The following is a 17,517-nucleotide window of genomic DNA, read 5'->3' on the forward strand; positions in this document are numbered from 1 at the left end:
GTTTATTCCAGCCGATGCTTGGGCCACGTCGGGGACCTAGGGATCGGAGCCGGTCGGGTCGCGGGTTGAGCCGACCGGCGTCCTGGGTCGTCAGCCGCGGGCGGCTTTGAGCAGGTCTTCGCGGGTGGTGAACTTGACCCGCGGGCGGCCGGCGGACTTGCCCGCGGACTTTTCCGCCTGGTCGATCGCTCGCCAGCCCGCCCGGTCCACCAAGTCGGCCTGGCGCTCGGCGAGCAGCGCCTTCAGCGCGGCGCGGTCGGCCTGCGGCGCTGCGAGTTTGCCCGCGGTGAAGTCGGCGAGCAGCAGCTCCACCGTCTCCTCGGAGTCGGTGCGGTTGGAACCGATGACGCCGCGTGGTCCCCGCTTGATCCACCCGCTGACGTACACGCCGCTCAGCAGCGTCCCGTCGTCGCCGACGACCCGGCCGTGCTCGTTCGGCACGACGCCGCGCCGCTCGTCGAACGGCAGCTCGCCGATCCGCTCGCCGCGGTAGCCGATCGAGCGCAGCACCAACGAAGTCTCGATGCTCTCGGTGCGGTCGGTCGGGCGCGCCACGAGCTGACCGTCGTCGTCGAACAACTCGTTGTGCACGACCTCGATGGACTCCACCCGATCGGTGCCGGTCAGCGCGGTGGGCGAGGTCAGATAGCGGAAGACGATCCGCTTGTTGCCCTCGGCCCTGCGACCGCCCGCGTACTCCTTGGCCAGGGTGTACTTCAAGGCCAGCGACGGCTCCACCTGCGGGTCGTCCACGAGCGCCTGGCTGGCGTGGTCGAGTTCCAGGTCGGCCTCCTCCACGACGACGTCGACGCCCTTCAGGTGCGCGAGCGCGAGGAACTCCGGCGAGGTGTAGGCCGCCTGGAGCGGGCCGCGCCTGCCGAGCACGACGACCTCACGGATATTGCTCTGCCGCAGGGCATCCAGCGCGTGATCGGCGATGTCGGTCTTGGCGAGTTCGTCCGGATCGACGGTCAGCACGCGCGCCACGTCCAAGGCGACATTGCCGTTGCCGACGATCACCGCGCGCTCACCGGACAGATCGAAGGTCCGGTCGGCGTAGTCGGGATGGCCGTTGTACCAGGCGACGAACTCGGTGGCGGAGTGGCTGCCCGGCAGGTCCTCGCCCGGGACGCCCATCTTGCGATCGCTCGAGGCGCCGACCGCGTAGATCACGGCGTGGTGGTGGCGCAGCAGTTCCTCGTGCGAGATGTGCGTGCCCACTTCGACATTCAGGTAATACTGCAGGGTCTCGCGGCGGAACGCGGACTCGAACATGCCCGAGACCGTCTTGGTGCCCGGATGGTCGGGCGCGACGCCCGCACGCACCAGACCCCACGGGGTGGGCAGCCGGTCGAACATCTCGACTTCCACGTCGGCCCTGCGCAACAGTTCGTCCGCCGCGTAGCACGCCGCGGGCCCGGCGCCGACGATCGCGACGCGCAGGGTGCCCAGCTCCTTCGGCGGACGCGAGGGCGTGACGATCGGATCGAAGTTGGATTCCAGCGGATGCCGTTGGAAATAGGCGGCATTGATGTCGCGGAATCGCGCGAGCGAAGCGGTCAGGTCGTCCTCGGAGAAGATGGCCTCCACCGGGCACGCGTCGACACAGGCGCCGCAGTCGATACAGGTGTCGGGATCGATGTAGAGCATCTCGGTCGTCGCGAACTCCGGCTGGTCCGGAGTGGGACGGATGCAGTCGACCGGGCACTCGGAGACGCAGCTGGCGTCGTTGCAACAACGCTGCGTGATTACGTAGGCCATATTGTGCTGATCCTCGAAGAAGTACGTGGGCTGTGGCCACCCAGGGGTTGTGGTGGACAGATGAGCGGCGTCCGTCACGTCCGCCGCGAGGGTCGCCCGCGGGAGCACGTGATGTGATGCCGCTTTCAGTTTGCCTCGAGTGTGGTCGGGACCTCTCGCCCGGAGGGCTTACCGTATCTCCATGGCGCGGACTCTGATCCTCATGCGGCACGGCAAATCGGCCTATCCGGACGGCGTCGACGACCACGAGCGACCGCTGGCGCCGCGAGGCAGGCGCGAGGCCGGACTCGCGGGTGAGTGGCTGCGCGCGACCCAGCCGCCGATCGATGCCGTGCACTGCTCCACGGCCACCCGCACCAGGCAGACGCTGTCCGCGACCGGCATCACCGCGCCGGTGGTCTTCGAACCGGGGATCTACGAGGCCACGCCGGAAACGCTGATCGAGCTGGTCCGCCTCAGCGCCGATGACGTGGCGACACTGCTGGTGGTCGGCCACGCGCCGGGCATGCCGTGGACGGCTTGGGAGCTGGCGAGCAATCGCGACAGCGTCCCCGCGGTCGAACTCAGCCGGAAGTTTCCGACTTCGGCGCTCGCGGTACTGCGCTTCGACCGCGACTGGGCGGACGTCGATCCGGGTACCGGAGAGCTGGTGCAATTCCACGTCCCGCGCTGACCGCACGCGATCCAAACGCGCGGTCAGCGCAGTAATCTGCCGCCGACCACGACGACCGCGCCGAGCACGAGCAGCAGCGCGAACGCGGCGAGTCCCCCGAACAACCACCACACCACGCCGAGCGCGAGCGCGAACGGCGCGACCGCTATCGCGGTGATCACCGGGCTTTCCTTGACCGTCGCCCAGGCCGAACGAGCCCTGATCCGGTCGATGTCCTTTCCAGGCATGTGCCCAGGGTAGGCCGGAATCCGGGACTTTGTCGGTGCACGATGGAATGCTCGCCGGATGGATTGGAAAATCGAACTCGTCGCCATTCCGGTGACCGATGTCGACCGCGCCAAGGACTTCTACACCAAGATCGGCTTCAACGCCGACCACGATCACCGGGTGAACGAGAACCTGCGCTTCGTTCAACTGACCCCGCCCGGTTCCGGATGCTCGATCTGTCTCGGTGAGGGCATCACCGACGCGGAACCCGGCAGCGTCCGAGGCATGCAGATCGTGGTCGCCAGCGCCGACGACGCCTACCAGCAGTTGATCGCCGCCGGTGTGGACGCCGCCCCGGTCGAGGACCTCGCCTGGGGGCGGTTCACCTACTTCGCCGATCCGGACGGCAACAAATGGGCCGTCCAGCAGCTGCCCGATTACAGCAGCTGACCGACGCGCGTCAGTCCGCCCGGAGCACCCCCGCCCGGGCGGCCAGCGCCGCCGTACGCGCCGCGCGCTCGGCCACCGCGTCGTCGACCGGCTCGCCGGTGACGAGCATGCGGTAGTAGATCGGAGCGGCTGCCAACCGGATCACCTCCGCCGGATCGGTGTCGGGGTGCACCTCACCGCGTTCGAGCGCGCGCCGCACGATGACGACCACCTCCGCGAAGCGGTTCTCGAACAGCAGGGAGAACGTGGCGCGAGCGGACGGATCCCTGGTCGCGGCCACCACCATCGCGTACAGCCAGTGCTCCGCCACCGGATTCCGATACACCTCGACCACGGCGCGGGCGAAGTCGATGAGATCGCGTTCGAAGTCCCCGGTGTCCGGCGTGACGATGCCCGTGCCGACATCCATCCCGGCCTCGAGGATCACGCGATCCAGGCCGCCCCAGCGCCGGTACAGGGTGGACACCGCGACGCCGGCTCGCGCCGCGATCTTCTCCAGACTTGTTCCCGCGTAGCCGTTCTCGACCAGTTCCGTCAGCGTCGCCGCGAGCACGGCCCGCTTCGTGCGCGCCGTCCTTCCGCCCGGGCGGACCGCACCGGGCCTGATCTCCTCTGCCATCGAGCAGCCTTCCCTTGCGTCGATCCGTCAGGCCTGCCACGATCTTAATGCAAACTTCTTCTTGTTTAGGTGGTCCTGTGAACATCGCCCGGATCTCGCACCGGTTCGTCGAGGTCGACGGCGTGCGCGTCTTCTATCGCACGGCCGGACCGGCCGACGCGCCCACGCTTCTCCTGCTGCACGGATTCCCATCCGCTTCCCACCAGTTCCGCAGGCTCATCGATGCGCTCGGCGACCGCTACCACGTGGTCGCGCCGGACTACCCGGGCTTCGGACACACCGAGGCGCCCGCCGACTTCCCCTATTCGTTCGACTCGCTCGCCGACGTCCTGGAGGGTTTCGTCGAGGCGCTCGGCCTGAGCCGGTTCGTCATGTATGTCTTCGACTTCGGCGGCCCGGTCGGGTTCCGGCTGGCCACCAGGCAACCGGACCGCATCGCGGGCTTGGTGATCCAGAACGCCAACGCCTACGCCGAAGGGTTGTCCGAACTGGCGCGCCAGACCGTCGCCAACCGGCCGGGCGTGCCCGGCGCCGAGGACAACATCCGGCAGATCCTCACCCTGCCGGTGACCCAGAGCCAATACCTGGGCGGCACCACCGATTCCGAACTCGTCGCACCCGACGGATGGGTGCTCGACCAGTACTTCCTGGACCGCCCCGAGCGGCAGCGGGCACAGATCGCGCTCGGCTTGGACTACCACTCCAATGTCGAGCTCTACCCCATTTGGCAGCGCTGGCTGCGGACACACCGCCCACCCACATTGATCGTCTGGGGAAGAAACGACGCCTTCTTTCCCGAGCCGGGCGCGCACGCCTACCTCCGCGACCTACCGGACGCCGATCTGCACGTTTTCGATACCGGCCATTTCGCGCTCGAGGAGTTCCTCCCGGAGATCGCCCCGCTGGTCGCCGACTTCGTCGACACCGTCGCGCGACAGGACGCGAAGCCGGTCTCGCGGTGACGGCGACAGCCGGGAGAAACAACCGGAGAATGGGTCTTGCTTGGAGTGCACTCCAGGTGATTAGCGTCGTCAGTGTTCAACGAGAAGGGCGAGTGCAGTGAACGAGCGTCAGCGAGTGAAGTCATGAGTGAAACCGCGTTTCCGGTGACCGCGAGTGACGACCGGGAGCTGCCGCGGTATTCGATCGGCGAGGTGTCCGAGCGATCGGGGCTGAGCCGGGATACGTTGCGCTGGTACGAACGGATCGGGCTGATGGACTACATCGGCCGGGACCACTCCGGCAAGCGCCGGTTCAGCGACCGGGATCTCGAATGGCTGGCGCTGATCGGGCGGCTGCGCACGACCGGCATGTCGGTGGCGGACATGGTCCGCTACGCCGAGCTGGTGCGGGCGGGAGACGCCACGCTCCCGCAGCGGCTGGAGATGTTCCGGGACACCCGCGCCGAGGTGCTCGCCAAGATCGATGAACTCCGTCAGACCCTGGCCGTGCTGGACCACAAGATCGCCCTGTACGAGGGCAAAGTCGAGACAGCTTCCCCGGCCATGGTCACCGCGCACGAGAGCGAAGGAATCAAGCTATGACGAGCACGGACAGCCTGCCCACCACCACCCTGGGAACCAGCGGCATCGAGGTGGGGACGCAGGGTCTGGGCTGCATGGGCATGAGCGAGTTCTACGGGCCCAGCGATCTCACCGAATCAAGGGCGACCCTGGATCGGGCGCTGGAACTGGGTGTCACTCTGTTCGACACCGCCGATGTCTACGGCTCCGGGCACAACGAGGAATTCCTCAGCGATTTCTTCGGCGCCGAGCGCGACCGGCTGGTGATCGCCACCAAGTTCGGCATCGTCCGCAAGGCCGACGACCCAGCCTTCCGAGGGTTCGACAACTCCCCCGCCTACATCCGCGCCGCGGTGGAGGGCAGCCTGCGCAGGCTGCGGGTCGACACCATCGATCTGTACTACATGCACCGCAAGGACCCTGCCGTGCCGATCGAGGACACGGTCGGCACGATGGCGGAATTGGTACGAGAGGGCAAGGTGCGCGCGCTCGGATTGTCCGAGGTGACGGGCGCTGAACTGCGGGCGGCGCACGCGGTGCACCCGATCGCGGCCGTGCAGTCGGAATGGTCGCTGTTCTCCCGGGACGTCGAACGCACCGTGGTGCCCGCCGCGGCGGAGCTGGGTGTGACCTTCGTGCCGTACTCGCCGCTGGGTCGCGGCTTCCTGACCGGATCGTTCACCGGCACCGCCGACAGGAGCGATTTCCGTTCCACGATGCCGCGCTTCACCGGCGAGAACGCGGCGCGCAATGCCGAACTGCTCGACCCGCTGCGGGCCATCGCCGAGGCACGCGGCATCACCCTGGCGCAGGTGGCCCTGGCCTGGGTGCACGCACAGGCCGCTGTGCACGGCCTCGCAGTGGTCCCGATCCCCGGCACCCGCAGCCGCACCCGGCTCGCCGACAACGTGGCCGCCGCGACCATTTCGCTCACCGCCGACGAACTGGCGACACTGGAGCCGATCGCGAGCCGGGTGACCGGCACCCGGTACGCGGACATGTCGTTCACGTCGGCGGGCCGCGAATAACCCACCACGAGATCAGGAGACGCTCATGTCGACGTTGACGCTCAACGTCCGCTTCACCGCCAAGCCGGGTCGCGAGGCGGAGTTGAAGGACCTGTTGCAAGGCATGATCCAACCGACGCTCGCCGAGGACGGTTGCGTCCGATACGAGCTCTACCTGCATCCCACCGACCAGAGCCGGATGGTGCTGCTCGAGGAGTGGGCCGACGAGGACGCCTTGGCCGCGCACTTCCAGACGCCACACCTGAAGGCCCTGGCGACGGCGTTGCAGGACGTCCTGGTCGAACCGTTCCAGCTGCGACGGTTCACCGAGATCGGATGAGCGCGGCGGTGGTCCGGGGTCGCGTGCGGGCCCGGCCCACCACGGACTCCTTCCCTACCACGCGCTTCCCCGGACCGAAGTCCGTTTCTCCGGCGGCGCGGTCTGCGCCGTTCACCGGCGGCCGCTAACATCCCATGAATATGAGCCCCGAAGCCCCGCGAGATCGCGTCTGGATCGACAAACGGACGCCCACCGCGTTCCGCGCACTGAACGGCGTCGCGAGCGAGGTCAGGGCCGCCGCCGCGGCCGTGGGGCTGGATCGCCGGATCATCGAACTGATCAATCTGCGCGTCTCCCAGATCAACGGTTGTGCGTACTGCCTCGACGTGCACTACCGGGCGGCCCTGGCGGCCGGGGCCACCGAGCAGGAGATCGCGGTGCTGCCCGGCTGGCGGCGCGGCGGCACGTACCCGCCCTTCGAGCAGGCCGTGCTCGCGATCGCGGAAGTGAATGCGACGCTCCCGGACGAGCACGTCATCGAGCGTGAGTACGCTTTTGCTCGCCGGTATCTGACGGATGACCAGCTGTCCGTCGTCATCTGGGTGGCCACCACGATCGGCGCGTTCAACCGGGTCTCGATTCTCAGCAGGCATCCGGTTCGCGCACGGAAGGAGAAGGGAACCATGACCGAATCGGCTTCGGAGTCCAAGGTCGTCCGCAACGACGAGCGGCATCGCTACGAGGTGTTCTACGGTGGGGAGCTCGCCGGCTTCGCCGACTACGAGGAACGCGACGACGAGACGGTGTTCACGCACACCGAGGTCGACGGCGCGTTCTCCGGGAAGGGCCTCGGCTCGGTCCTGGCCAAGAGCGCGATCGAGGACGTCGTCGAGCGGGGGCGGGTGATCCGGCCGGTGTGCCCGTTCATCAAGGCGTACCTGGACAAGCACCCCGACTACGACAAGCACGTGATCGGCAAGGGCGTCGATCGGTGAGTGACCTGGATCCGCGCCCGGCTGAGACGCTGTGTGAACCCGCGCCCGGCCCCGGCCCGGTCGCGGAGCGTTATCCGGCCCGCGAGGTGCCACTCGGCGGCGTGCGCGGTGTGTACGTCGAACGGGTGCTGCCCCAGCGCGATCTGCCCACCGTCGGCGCGTGGTGTTTTCTCGACCACTTCGGCTCGCCGACGGTCACCAAGACCGGCGCGCCGCCGGACATCGATCCGCATCCGCACATCGGCCTGCAAACTGTGACCTGGCCGTTCGAAGGCCGTATCCGGCACCGCGACTCGGTCGGGTCGGACGTGGAGATCGAACCCGGTCAGCTGAACCTGATGACGTCCGGGCGCGGCATCGCCCATTCCGAGTACGCCGTGCCCGGCGCGCCCGCCGGACACGGCTTGCAGCTGTGGATCGCCCTGCCGGGCCACCGCACCGGCATCGCGCCGCATTTCGAGCAGCATCGCGAACTGCCGGTCGTCGAAGCGCCCGGCCTGCGAGCGATCGTGCTGATCGGGTCGCTGGCCGGGAAGACCTCGCCCGCCATCGCCTACACACCCATCGTCGGCGCCGATGTGCGGCTCGAGCCGGGAGCCGATGTCGCTCTCCCGCTCGACCCTCGTTTCGAGCACGCTGTGCTGGTGATCGAGGGCGAGGTGACCGTCGCGGGCGACGAACTCGTGGCCGGACCGCTGCTGTACCTGGGCACCGGCCGTGACGAACTCCAGCTCACCAGTTCCGGCGGCGCGCACGTCGCGCTGATCGGCGGGGAGCCGTTCGGCGAGGAACTGGTGATGTGGTGGAACTTCGTCGGCCGCAGCCACGAGGACATCGTCGCCGCCCGCGCCGATTGGGAGAATCACGACGTCAGCCGGTTCGCCGACATCGCGGGCCACACCCCGGGGCAGCGCATTCCCGCGCCGCCCCTGCCCGGACTGCATCTGAAGCCGCGCAAGCGCCGGATCGGCCCGGCCAGGGACTGAACCGCGCCGCGATCTCATCCGGCTCCGCCCGGCGGCCCCGCTGTTGTCAGCACCGCCACCTGTTGAGGATTGCCGCCGCCACCGTCCCGAGCCGGACGGCCGTTCGCGTCGGTAGACGCGCCTGGATCGGCCGCCGATTCCCTGACACGAGATGGCGCACCCCACGCTTCGGCTCCGCTCACGCGACCGGAGCCGAAGCGTACGGTCTCAGCCTCGGGCGAGCAGTGCGTCCAGTGCGCGGTAGCTCTCGTTGAGCCCGGACTCCATACCCGACTGGAGCATCCCGTCCCGTTCCTGCGGCGTGTGGAACTGGCTGTCGGTGACCACCTTGGTGCGGCCGTCGCCGAGATCGACGAAGCTGACGCTGTCGATGGCCACGTGGGCGGGCATCCCATCCCACTCGAACGAGTACACGATGCGCTCCCGCGGGGTGATCTCGCGGAAGCGGCCCTCGAAGCCGTGCGTCTCCCCCTCGGCGTGCTCGATGAAACGCCAGTGCCCGCCGGCACGAAACTCCCAGCGCTCGATGTCGAGCCGGTTGCCGCGACCCCACCACTGGGCGAGCTGTTCGATCCTGCTGTAGGCGGCCCACACCCGCTCGCGCGGGGCGTCGAAGACCCGCTCGATGTGGATCGCGCGGTCGGTGTCGGCCGTGATGACAGCGTCGTTCGTGGTTGTGCTCATCGCTCCTGCTCCGTTCGTCCGAGGAATTCGCCGAGACGGTCCAGCCGCGCTTCCACCATCCGCCGGTAGCCCTGCATCCAGGCCACTTCGCGGTCGAAGACGTTCTCGCCGAGGCGGCAGTACCGCACCCGGCCGCGCTTCTCCGTCACCACCATGCCCGCCGCCTCCAGCAACTGGATGTGCTTCTTGATGCCGGTGAGCGTCATCTCGAAGCGCTCCGCCAGTTCGCTGACGGTCGCGGGCCCACTGCCGAGGCGTTCGAGGATGCCACGCCGAGTGGGATCCGCGAGCGCTCCGAAGGAGGCGTCCAAGAAGTCATACTGAACCATCTAGTTCAGTGTTGCGCAGGGCGGCGCGGACGTCAAGAGGGAATCGCATCGCCCGGATCCGGCACTCGACCGATGGTCGGCCGACAAACCACGAGACGGCGGCCGACCGGATGACGCCGGGGCCGAAGCCCGCCCCCCGCGTCCGATTCCCGCTTTACAGGCACCCGCCGGCGAAGTGCGACAGATACTTTCGCCGCCGCAATCGGTGATGAACTGTCGCTCAACCCTTCTGATCGAGCCCGTCGAGCGGTATCTTGTCCGGACGAACCGGACACGGGGCGGGACACGGAAAGAGCACGATGAGGATCTCCCAATTCACCGCGACCACTCTGGTTGCGCTGGCGGCCACCGCACTCACCACGAGCGCCGCGCACGCGCAGCCCGCGCCCGCCGACGCGCCGCTCGACCTGCACGGCACGTTCCATCAGGTCGCCTACGAGGTCGCCGCCAGCGAGGATCGCCGTGCTGCGGTGGCGACCCTCCAGGACGGAACGTTCAAGCTGACCCACGACGACCGGGTGGTGACGGTCGCCGATCGCGACGGCCAGATCGTCGCCGCGCTACCGATGACGCTGCGCATCGGGGACCAGCGCGTGTCCCTGCGGCCCGTACTCGAGGACGCGGGACATCGGCTCACCGTCGCGCCGATCGCCATGGCCGACGCGCCGCTGCGCGACGTCAGCGCCCAGGAGCGGTTCTACGCCGAGGCCGAGAAGGTCATGCCGACCATCCTGGCGGGCGCGGGAATCGGCGCCGCCATCGGCTTCATCGTCGGATTCCCGCTCGGCCTGTTCGTGATCGACTTCATCACGGTGCCCGTCGCCGCGGTCGCGGGCGCCGCGATCGGCGCGATGGCCGGGTACGTCATCGGCGGTGGACAGCCCGCCGTCGACGCGGCGCTCGAGTACGTCACCGTGCCCTAGTCGAGCCGGTCGACGGGCGTCAACTGCTGCGTGCCGATCACCCGCAGCAAGTCCAGCTTCTCGGCCGCGTCCGTGCCGGGGCGCGGGAGGTAGACCAGCAGGCGCTGGGCGGAGTTGGGTGTGAGCAACGTTTCGCAGACCATGTCGATCAGCCCGACCTGCGGATGCAAGATGCGCTTGATATCCGAAAGCCGCACGGCTACTTCGTGTTCGTTCCAGAGCCGGTCGAACTCGACGCTCACGGAGCGTAGCCGCGCGACGAACTCGATCACGTCCGAATCGGCTGCCCGGCGCGCGGCCGTGGCACGCAGATCCGCGACGTGATGGCGGCTGAGCCGGTCCCAATCCTCCTCCGGGAAGGTCGCGCGCGCGGACGGGTCGGTGAACCAGCGGTAGGCGTAGTACCGGTCCCAGCCGCGCCGTTCGCCGTGATCGCCGACCAGCAAGGTGTGCATCCGGTTCTGCACGAGCACCTCGCCGAGATCGGTGACGACCGTGGCCGCGGTGTCGTCGAGCTTGGCGAGCAAGTGCATCAGGCCGGGGCCCACGTGCTTGTCGGTCGTCTCGCGGCCCGGCGGGGCGTGGTCGCACAGATGGTAGAGGTGGTCGCGTTCGTCGTTGTCGAAACGCAGGGCGCGCGCGAGCGACGCGAGCACCTGGGTGGACGGACGCGGACCGCGTGACTGCTCGAGCCGGGTGTAGTAGTCGGTCGAGATGCCCGCGAGCAGGGCGACCTCGTCGCGGCGCAGCCCCGGCGTGCGCCGCCGGATGCCGGGCGGCAATCCCACGTCGGCGGGCGTGAGCTGCTCCCGGCGACGGCGCAGGAAGTCGGCGAGTTCGGGGCGGTCCATGTCTTCACTGTCCCCCGAAACGGCGTGCTCAGCCAGGGATCGCCGCTCCCCCGATAAACGATCTCTCCCGCGGCGGTCCCGCACGGTTCAGGCTGGTCCCATGACGACAACGAAGATCGACGAAGTGCGGCTGGGAGCCACCGGTCCGACCGTCAGCCGGATCGGCCTCGGCGCTATGAGCATGTCCGGCGCGTACGGTACGACCGACGACGCCGAATCGACCGCGACCATCCATGCGGCGCTGGACTCCGGCGTCAACCTCATCGACACCGGCGATTTCTACGGCGCGGGCCACAACGAGATGCTGATCGGCAAGGCCATCGCCGAACGTCCCCGCGAGGACGTGGTGCTGAGCGTGAAGTTCGGCGCGCTGCGCGGCCCCGACGGCGGTTTCGTCGGCATGGACAACCGTCCCGCCGCGCTGCGCAATTTCCTGGCCTACAGCCTCCGGCGGCTCGGCGTCGACCACATCGACATCTACCGACCCGCCCGGCTGGATCCGGACGTGCCGATCGAGGACACCGTCGGCGCCATCGGCGAGCTGATCGAAGCCGGATACGTCCGCCATGTCGGCCTGTCCGAGGTCGGCCCGGAAACCATCCGGCGCGCGGCGGCCGTGCATCCCATCGTGGACTTGCAGATCGAGTATTCGCTGATCTCGCGGGGCATCGAGGAGCGCATCCTGCCCGTCTGCCGCGAGCTCGGCATCGGCGTCACGGCCTACGGCGTGCTCTCACGCGGTCTGCTCAGCGATGCGATCCAGCCCGGCGCCACCTTCGACCCGACCGATTTCCGCGCACACAGCCCGCGCTTCCAGGGCGAGAACCTGGACCGGAATCTGGAGCTGGTCCGCGCGCTGAACGAGATCGCGGCGCGCAAGGACGCCTCGGTGGCGCAACTGGCCATCGCCTGGGCACTGACCCGCGGCGCGGACATCGTGCCGCTCATCGGCACCCGCCGACGCGAGCGCTGGGCGGAAGCTGTTCGCGCCCTTGATCTTTCGCTAACCGACGAGGAGCTGTCCACCATCGAGTCGGCCGTGCCCGCAGACCGAGTCGCGGGGGAACGCTACGCCACGGCACAGATGGCGATGCTCGACAGCGAGCGGTGAGGTCACGTCCGGAGCGCGGCCGCGCCCCGGACCACCCGTGCCCTGACCCCCGATGCCGAAATCGACGGCAGCGGCACGGCGAGGGACGCGAGTCCCGACGGCCTCGCCACGACAGCGGTCCGGGCGACCCCACTATTCCGCTGTTCTCCATAAAACCCGGCGTGCGTGCGTCCGCGCGCCCGGCCCGCGGCGCCGGTCACGCACCGTGGAGCACGGTAGCTCCGAGCGCCTCCGGGCGCGATCACGTCCGGCGCGGACGCAGCACGGCCGTGAACACCGCTGCGGCCACGGTCTTTCCGGTGGCGTCGGCGATATCCACCGGAACTTCGAGTTCGAGCGGCACTTTCGCCTCGATGTCCGCACGCATCTTCGCCAGCGTCTCGCCCGAGAACGCGGAAGTAGCTCGGAACGGCCCCGCTTCCCCTTTCGCCCGGGCTTTGTACTCGATGCGCCCGTCCTTGGCGACGATGAACGTATCCCCCATCAGGTCGACGAGTCCCGACACCGACGCGCCCATCGCGGCGGTCTCCGCCATCCCGAACAACACGGCGGCGTGCAGATCCCCGTTGTGGTTCAGGTGTTCCGCCCGCGGCACGACCGACACCACATTGCGCCCCGCCGCGAACTCCTCCCATTCCACCCCCGCGTACTGGATGAACCCCAGCTTCCGGAACCCGGCCACCACCAGATCCGCCAACGCCACGCCGTCCACCGCCACCTCCAGGAGCAGAACTGAAACCTGTTCTACTTTTACTGGCTTCCCCACCGGTTGTCCACCGCGCGCGAAACGAATCCGGCCCCCGCTCCAGAACGGAGCGGGGGCCGGATGCTTACGGCTGACGGATCAGCGGTAGTCGCTGAAGCCGTAGTCGTCGAGCGGAACCGCGGCGCCGGTGGTCTGACCGAAGCTGTCCGGGCTGTAGTAGGTGTCGTCGTAGGACGGCACCGCGTACGCGGCGGCACGAGCTTCCTCGGTCGGCTGCACCTGGATGTTGCGGTAGCGGTTGATACCGGTACCGGCCGGGATCAGCTTGCCGATGATCACGTTCTCCTTGAGGCCGATGAGCTTGTCGGAGCGGCAGTTGATCGCCGCGTCCGTCAGGACTCGGGTGGTCTCCTGGAAGGACGCCGCCGACAGCCACGAGTCGGTGGCCAGCGACGCCTTGGTGATACCCATCAGCACCGGGCGACCCGCCGCGGGCTCGGCGCCCTCGGCGACGACGCGACGGTTCGCGGCCTCGAACTCGGCGCGCTCGGTGAGCGAGCCGGGCAGGAACTCCGTTGCGCCCGAGTCGATGATCGTCACGCGACGCAGCATCTGGCGCACGATGACCTCGATGTGCTTGTCGTGGATCGACACACCCTGCGAGCGGTAGACCTCCTGGACCTCGTGGACCAGATGGACCTGAACCTGCCGGGGGCCCATGATGCGCAGCACCTCGTGCGGATCCGCCGCGCCTTCCAGCAGCTGCTGGCCGACCTCGACGTGGTCACCGTCGGAGAGCAGACGCTCGGTGCCGTCGTCGTGCTTGAACACACGCAGACGCTGCCGCTTCGAGAGCTTGTCGTAGACAACCTCTTCGCCACCGTCATCCGGGATGATGGTGATCTTGTAGAAGCGATCGTCGTCCTCCAGCCGCACGCGACCGGAGACCTCGGCGATGGGCGCCTTGCCCTTCGGCACGCGCGCCTCGAACAGCTCCTGCACACGGGGCAGACCGCCGGTGATGTCGTCACCCGCGACACCACCCTGGTGGAAGGTACGCATGGTCAGCTGGGTACCGGGCTCACCGATGGACTGCGCGGCGACGATACCGACGGCCTCACCGATGTCGACCAGCTTGCCGGTCGCCATCGAGCGGCCGTAGCAGGTCGCGCACACGCCGGTGCCGGTGGTGCAGGTCAGCACGGAGCGGACCTTCACCTCGGTGATACCCGCCTCGAGCAGCGCCTCCAGCGCCGGGTCGCCGAGGTCGGCGCCCTTGCCCACGATGACGTTGCCCTGCGCGTCGAGCGCGTCGGACGCGAGCGTGCGCGCATAGGTGGAGGTCTCCACGTGCGCGTCGCGGATGATCGAGCCGTCGAGCTGCTTCTCCGCGATCGGCACCACGATGCCGCGCTCGGTGCCACAGTCGTGCTCGCGCACGATGACGTCCTGCGAGACGTCCACCAGACGACGGGTCAGGTAACCCGAGTCGGCGGTGCGCAGCGCGGTGTCGGCCAGACCCTTACGAGCGCCGTGGGTGTTGATGAAGTACTCCAGAACCGTCAGGCCCTCACGGAAGGAGGACTTGATCGGCCGCGGGATGAACTCACCCTTCGGGTTCGTCACCAGGCCCTTCATACCGGCGAGGGTACGGGTCTGGGTGAAGTTACCCGTGGCGCCCGAGTCGACGATCGTGATGATCGGGTTGTCGGCCGGGTAGTGCGCGCGCAGCGCCTTACCGACCTCCTCGGTCGCCTCCTGCCAGATCTTCACCAGGGCGTTGTTGCGCTCCTGGTGATCGAGCGCACCGCGCTGGTACTTCTTCTCGATCTGATCCGACTGCGCCTCGTAGCGCTCCATGATCTCGGCCTTCTCCGGCGGCACGAGCACGTCGGACATGGAGACCGTCACGCCGGAACGCGTGGCCCAGTAGAAGCCCGCGTCCTTGAGCTTGTCGACGGTCTGCGCGACCACGATCATCGGGTAACGCTCGGCGAGATCGTTGATGATCGTCGCCTGGCGCTTCTTGGGCATCTGCTCGTTGATGAACGCGTAGTCCACCGGCAGCAGCTCGTTGAACAGCACCCGGCCCAGCGTGGACTCGATGGTCCACGCGTCGCCGCGGCGCCAGCCCTCCGGGAACAGCTGAGCCTCGATCTCCTTCGGCGGACGCTGGTCGGTCAACCGGACCTTGATCAGCGAACGCACGGTGAGCTCACCGCGGTCCACCGCCATCTGCGCCTCGGCGGGCGAGGAGTACACGCCCTGCTCCGGACCGTCCTGAGTGGCCGGCTGGTAGGAACCCTTCGCGCCCTCTTCCAGACGGGTCAGGTAGTACAGGCCGGTCACCATGTCCAGACGCGGCATGGCCAGCGGGCGGCCCGAGGCGGGCGACAGGATGTTGTTCGACGACAGCATCAGCACGCGAGCCTCGGCCTGCGCCTCCGCCGACAGCGGCAGGTGCACGGCCATCTGGTCACCGTCGAAGTCGGCGTTGAACGCTTCACAGACCAGCGGGTGCAGCTGGATGGCCTTGCCTTCCACCAGCTGCGGCTCGAAGGCCTGGATACCGAGACGGTGCAGGGTGGGCGCGCGGTTGAGCAGCACGGGGTGTTCGGCGATGACCTCTTCGAGGACGTCCCACACCTGCGGCCGCTGCCGCTCCACCATCCGCTTGGCCGACTTGATGTTCTGCGCGTGGTTCAGGTCGACCAGGCGCTTCATCACGAACGGCTTGAACAGCTCCAGCGCCATCAGCTTGGGCAGACCGCACTGGTGCAGCTTCAGCTGCGGACCGACGACGATGACCGAACGGCCCGAGTAGTCGACGCGCTTACCGAGCAAGTTCTGACGGAAGCGGCCCTGCTTGCCCTTGAGCAGATCGGACAGCGACTTGAGCGGACGGTTGCCCGGTCCGGTGACCGGACGGCCGCGGCGGCCGTTGTCGAACAGGGCGTCGACCGACTCCTGCAGCATCCGCTTCTCGTTGTTGACGATGATCTCGGGCGCGCCGAGGTCGATCAGTCGCTTGAGGCGGTTGTTGCGGTTGATCACGCGACGGTACAGGTCGTTCAGGTCGGAGGTGGCGAAGCGGCCACCGTCGAGCTGGACCATCGGGCGCAGCTCCGGCGGGATCACCGGAACGGCGTCGAGCACCATGCCCATCGGCGAGTTGCCGTTGGCCTGGAACGCCGCGACGACCTTGAGCCGCTTGAGCGCGCGCAGCTTCTTCTGGCCCTTGCCGGTGCGGATGGTCTCGCGCAGCGACTCGGCCTCGGCCTCGATGTCGAAGCTCTCCATCAGCTTCTGGATGGACTCCGCGCCCATCGCGCCGGTGAAGTACTCGCCGTAGCGGTCGACCAGCTCGCGGTAGAGCACCTCGTCGACGATGAGCTGCTTGGGCGCCAGCTTGGTGAAGGTGTTCCAGATCTCCTCCAGCCGGTCCAGCTCACGCTGGGCACGGTCGCGGAGCTGGCGCATCTCCCGCTCGCCGCCGTCCTTGACCTTGCGGCGGACGTCGGACTTGGCGCCTTCGGCCTCCAGCTCGGCCAGGTCGGCCTCGAGCTTCTGAGCGCGGGCCTCGAGGTCGGCGTCGCGCTGGTCGGCGACCGCCTTCTTCTCGACCTCCATCTCGGCCTCGAGCGTGGACAGCTCGTTGTGCCGCAGCTCCTCGTCGACCGCCACGATGACGTAGGCGGCGAAGTAGATGATCTTTTCCAGATCCTTCGGCGCCAGGTCGAGCAGGTAGCCCAGGCGCGAGGGCACGCCCTTGAAGTACCAGATGTGGGTGACCGGAGCGGCCAGCTCGATGTGGCCCATGCGCTCGCGGCGCACCTTGGCGCGAGTCACCTCGACGCCACAGCGCTCACAGATGATGCCCTTGAAGCGGACGCGCTTGTACTTGCCGCAGTAGCACTCCCAGTCCCGGGTGGGACCGAAGATCTTCTCGCAGAACAGGCCGTCCTTCTCCGGCTTGAGCGTGCGGTAGTTGATGGTCTCCGGCTTCTTCACCTCGCCGTAGGACCACTGACGGATGTCTTCGGCGGTGGCCAGGCCGATCCGGAGTTCATCGAAGAAGTTGACGTCTAGCACGTAACTTCCTTTCCCCTGTGCGGGTCGAATTCGAGCAAAAGTTCACTAGTTGGGTAATCCGTTGCGGGAGGCCGGATGCCGTGACGGCATCCGGCCGACCGCCTAGTTCGCCAGATCGTCGACGGTGGCGGCTTCGTTCCTCGACAGGTTGATGCCGAGGTTCGCCGCGGCGCGCTCCAGGTCCTCGTCCTCGCCTTCGCGCAGCTCGATCGCGGCGCCGTCGGACGACAGCACTTCGACGTTGAGGCACAGCGACTGGAGTTCCTTGAGCAGGACCTTGAACGATTCCGGAATGCCCGGCTCCGGGATGTTCTCGCCCT

At 68.1% G+C, this 17,517-nt stretch carries 19 protein-coding genes; 10 read left to right on the plus strand and 9 right to left on the minus strand.

Going from position 1 to position 17,517, the window contains the following annotated elements:
- Positions 1 to 90: 90 nt before the first annotated feature.
- Complete coding sequence (locus tag ACIA5H_RS34480; protein ID WP_397080138.1) at positions 91 to 1,761, minus strand: FAD-dependent oxidoreductase; 1,671 nt, start codon at positions 1,759 to 1,761, stop codon at positions 91 to 93.
- A gap of 181 nt (positions 1,762 to 1,942) precedes the next feature.
- On the opposite strand from ACIA5H_RS34480, the gene ACIA5H_RS34485 reads away from it, so the two are divergent.
- Positions 1,943 to 2,434, plus strand: coding sequence for a SixA phosphatase family protein (locus ACIA5H_RS34485; RefSeq protein WP_379253963.1), 492 nt, complete (start codon positions 1,943 to 1,945; stop codon positions 2,432 to 2,434).
- Positions 2,435 to 2,457: 23 nt separating this feature from the next.
- Here ACIA5H_RS34485 and ACIA5H_RS34490 read toward each other — a convergent pair whose 3' ends face one another.
- Entirely contained in the window at positions 2,458 to 2,661 is a 204-nt protein-coding gene (locus ACIA5H_RS34490) for a hypothetical protein (protein WP_355080041.1), read from the minus strand.
- Between the two features lie 58 nt (positions 2,662 to 2,719).
- On the opposite strand from ACIA5H_RS34490, the gene ACIA5H_RS34495 reads away from it, so the two are divergent.
- Positions 2,720 to 3,091, plus strand: coding sequence for a glyoxalase superfamily protein (locus tag ACIA5H_RS34495; RefSeq protein ID WP_355080043.1), 372 nt, complete (start codon positions 2,720 to 2,722; stop codon positions 3,089 to 3,091).
- A gap of 10 nt (positions 3,092 to 3,101) precedes the next feature.
- Here ACIA5H_RS34495 and ACIA5H_RS34500 read toward each other — a convergent pair whose 3' ends face one another.
- The gene (locus ACIA5H_RS34500; protein ID WP_355080045.1) at positions 3,102 to 3,710 is read right to left on the minus strand and encodes a TetR/AcrR family transcriptional regulator; all 609 of its coding nucleotides are present in this window, start codon (positions 3,708 to 3,710) and stop codon (positions 3,102 to 3,104) included.
- A 77-nt stretch (positions 3,711 to 3,787) separates the two neighbouring features.
- On the opposite strand from ACIA5H_RS34500, the gene ACIA5H_RS34505 reads away from it, so the two are divergent.
- From ACIA5H_RS34505 to ACIA5H_RS34530, 6 genes are all read left to right on the plus strand, one after another.
- Complete coding sequence (locus ACIA5H_RS34505; RefSeq protein ID WP_397080142.1) at positions 3,788 to 4,672, plus strand: alpha/beta fold hydrolase; 885 nt, start codon at positions 3,788 to 3,790, stop codon at positions 4,670 to 4,672.
- A gap of 123 nt (positions 4,673 to 4,795) precedes the next feature.
- Positions 4,796 to 5,254, plus strand: a complete 459-nt coding sequence (locus ACIA5H_RS34510) for a MerR family transcriptional regulator (RefSeq protein ID WP_397080144.1) — start codon at positions 4,796 to 4,798, stop codon at positions 5,252 to 5,254.
- Positions 5,251 to 6,261: an aldo/keto reductase gene (locus ACIA5H_RS34515; protein WP_397080146.1), complete on the plus strand. Its 1,011-nt coding sequence runs from the start codon at positions 5,251 to 5,253 to the stop codon at positions 6,259 to 6,261. Before ACIA5H_RS34510 ends, ACIA5H_RS34515 begins: the two co-directional genes overlap by 4 nt.
- A gap of 25 nt (positions 6,262 to 6,286) precedes the next feature.
- Positions 6,287 to 6,580, plus strand: a complete 294-nt coding sequence (locus ACIA5H_RS34520; protein ID WP_355080053.1) for a putative quinol monooxygenase — start codon at positions 6,287 to 6,289, stop codon at positions 6,578 to 6,580.
- Between the two features lie 140 nt (positions 6,581 to 6,720).
- Positions 6,721 to 7,515: a GNAT family N-acetyltransferase gene (locus ACIA5H_RS34525; protein WP_397080149.1), complete on the plus strand. Its 795-nt coding sequence runs from the start codon at positions 6,721 to 6,723 to the stop codon at positions 7,513 to 7,515.
- Positions 7,512 to 8,501, plus strand: a complete 990-nt coding sequence (locus ACIA5H_RS34530) for a pirin family protein (protein ID WP_397080151.1) — start codon at positions 7,512 to 7,514, stop codon at positions 8,499 to 8,501. Before ACIA5H_RS34525 ends, ACIA5H_RS34530 begins: the two co-directional genes overlap by 4 nt.
- A gap of 207 nt (positions 8,502 to 8,708) precedes the next feature.
- Here the strand turns inward: ACIA5H_RS34530 and ACIA5H_RS34535 are convergent, their stop codons facing one another.
- Together ACIA5H_RS34535 and ACIA5H_RS34540 are read right to left on the minus strand one after the other, a co-directional pair.
- Positions 8,709 to 9,185 carry an SRPBCC family protein gene (locus ACIA5H_RS34535; protein WP_356968757.1) on the minus strand — a complete coding sequence of 159 codons (477 nt, stop codon included), beginning with the start codon at positions 9,183 to 9,185 and terminating at the stop codon, positions 8,709 to 8,711.
- Positions 9,182 to 9,514 carry a metalloregulator ArsR/SmtB family transcription factor gene (locus tag ACIA5H_RS34540; protein ID WP_355080061.1) on the minus strand — a complete coding sequence of 111 codons (333 nt, stop codon included), beginning with the start codon at positions 9,512 to 9,514 and terminating at the stop codon, positions 9,182 to 9,184. Before ACIA5H_RS34540 ends, ACIA5H_RS34535 begins: the two co-directional genes overlap by 4 nt.
- Positions 9,515 to 9,813: 299 nt before the next feature.
- Between ACIA5H_RS34540 and ACIA5H_RS34545 the strand changes: the two genes are divergently transcribed.
- The gene (locus ACIA5H_RS34545; RefSeq protein WP_397080154.1) at positions 9,814 to 10,437 is read left to right on the plus strand and encodes a hypothetical protein; all 624 of its coding nucleotides are present in this window, start codon (positions 9,814 to 9,816) and stop codon (positions 10,435 to 10,437) included.
- Here ACIA5H_RS34545 and ACIA5H_RS34550 read toward each other — a convergent pair.
- Positions 10,434 to 11,288, minus strand: a complete 855-nt coding sequence (locus tag ACIA5H_RS34550) for a helix-turn-helix transcriptional regulator (protein ID WP_379253970.1) — start codon at positions 11,286 to 11,288, stop codon at positions 10,434 to 10,436. The two genes, ACIA5H_RS34545 and ACIA5H_RS34550, sit on opposite strands and share 4 nt — an antisense overlap.
- 100 nt (positions 11,289 to 11,388) lie before the next feature.
- Here ACIA5H_RS34550 and ACIA5H_RS34555 point away from each other — a divergent pair, with 100 nt between their 5' ends.
- A complete protein-coding gene (locus ACIA5H_RS34555; protein ID WP_397080156.1) occupies positions 11,389 to 12,399 on the plus strand; it encodes an aldo/keto reductase in 1,011 nt (336 codons plus the stop codon).
- Positions 12,400 to 12,640: 241 nt separating this feature from the next.
- On the opposite strand, the gene ACIA5H_RS34560 is transcribed toward ACIA5H_RS34555, so the two are convergent.
- The 3 genes from ACIA5H_RS34560 to ACIA5H_RS34570 form a co-directional block, all read right to left on the minus strand.
- The gene (locus ACIA5H_RS34560) at positions 12,641 to 13,165 is read right to left on the minus strand and encodes a PaaI family thioesterase (RefSeq protein WP_397080158.1); all 525 of its coding nucleotides are present in this window, start codon (positions 13,163 to 13,165) and stop codon (positions 12,641 to 12,643) included.
- Positions 13,166 to 13,243: 78 nt separating this feature from the next.
- Entirely contained in the window at positions 13,244 to 17,197 is a 3,954-nt protein-coding gene (locus tag ACIA5H_RS34565) for a DNA-directed RNA polymerase subunit beta' (RefSeq protein WP_379253972.1), read from the minus strand.
- Positions 17,198 to 17,299: 102 nt separating this feature from the next.
- Positions 17,300 to 17,517 (minus strand): hypothetical protein (locus tag ACIA5H_RS34570; protein WP_356968766.1); only part of this gene is annotated, 218 nt, incomplete at its 5' end.

Origin of the sequence: Nocardia sp. NPDC051900 (genome assembly GCF_044452545.1) — a bacterium.
Lineage (GTDB): Bacteria > Actinomycetota > Actinomycetes > Mycobacteriales > Mycobacteriaceae > Nocardia > Nocardia sichangensis.

Coding starts and splice junctions, on each gene's coding strand:
- ACIA5H_RS34480 (WP_397080138.1), bottom strand. CDS start 1,761: ATGGCCTACGTAATCACGCAGCGTTGTTGCAACGACGCCAGCTGCGTC.
- ACIA5H_RS34550 (WP_379253970.1), bottom strand. CDS start 11,288: ATGGACCGCCCCGAACTCGCCGACTTCCTGCGCCGTCGCCGGGAGCAG.
- ACIA5H_RS34525 (WP_397080149.1), top strand. CDS start 6,721: ATGAGCCCCGAAGCCCCGCGAGATCGCGTCTGGATCGACAAACGGACG.
- ACIA5H_RS34545 (WP_397080154.1), top strand. CDS start 9,814: ATGAGGATCTCCCAATTCACCGCGACCACTCTGGTTGCGCTGGCGGCC.
- ACIA5H_RS34555 (WP_397080156.1), top strand. CDS start 11,389: ATGACGACAACGAAGATCGACGAAGTGCGGCTGGGAGCCACCGGTCCG.
- ACIA5H_RS34485 (WP_379253963.1), top strand. CDS start 1,943: ATGGCGCGGACTCTGATCCTCATGCGGCACGGCAAATCGGCCTATCCG.
- ACIA5H_RS34520 (WP_355080053.1), top strand. CDS start 6,287: ATGTCGACGTTGACGCTCAACGTCCGCTTCACCGCCAAGCCGGGTCGC.
- ACIA5H_RS34535 (WP_356968757.1), bottom strand. CDS start 9,185: ATGAGCACAACCACGAACGACGCTGTCATCACGGCCGACACCGACCGC.
- ACIA5H_RS34510 (WP_397080144.1), top strand. CDS start 4,796: ATGAGTGAAACCGCGTTTCCGGTGACCGCGAGTGACGACCGGGAGCTG.
- ACIA5H_RS34540 (WP_355080061.1), bottom strand. CDS start 9,514: ATGGTTCAGTATGACTTCTTGGACGCCTCCTTCGGAGCGCTCGCGGAT.
- ACIA5H_RS34515 (WP_397080146.1), top strand. CDS start 5,251: ATGACGAGCACGGACAGCCTGCCCACCACCACCCTGGGAACCAGCGGC.
- ACIA5H_RS34500 (WP_355080045.1), bottom strand. CDS start 3,710: ATGGCAGAGGAGATCAGGCCCGGTGCGGTCCGCCCGGGCGGAAGGACG.
- ACIA5H_RS34495 (WP_355080043.1), top strand. CDS start 2,720: ATGGATTGGAAAATCGAACTCGTCGCCATTCCGGTGACCGATGTCGAC.
- ACIA5H_RS34490 (WP_355080041.1), bottom strand. CDS start 2,661: ATGCCTGGAAAGGACATCGACCGGATCAGGGCTCGTTCGGCCTGGGCG.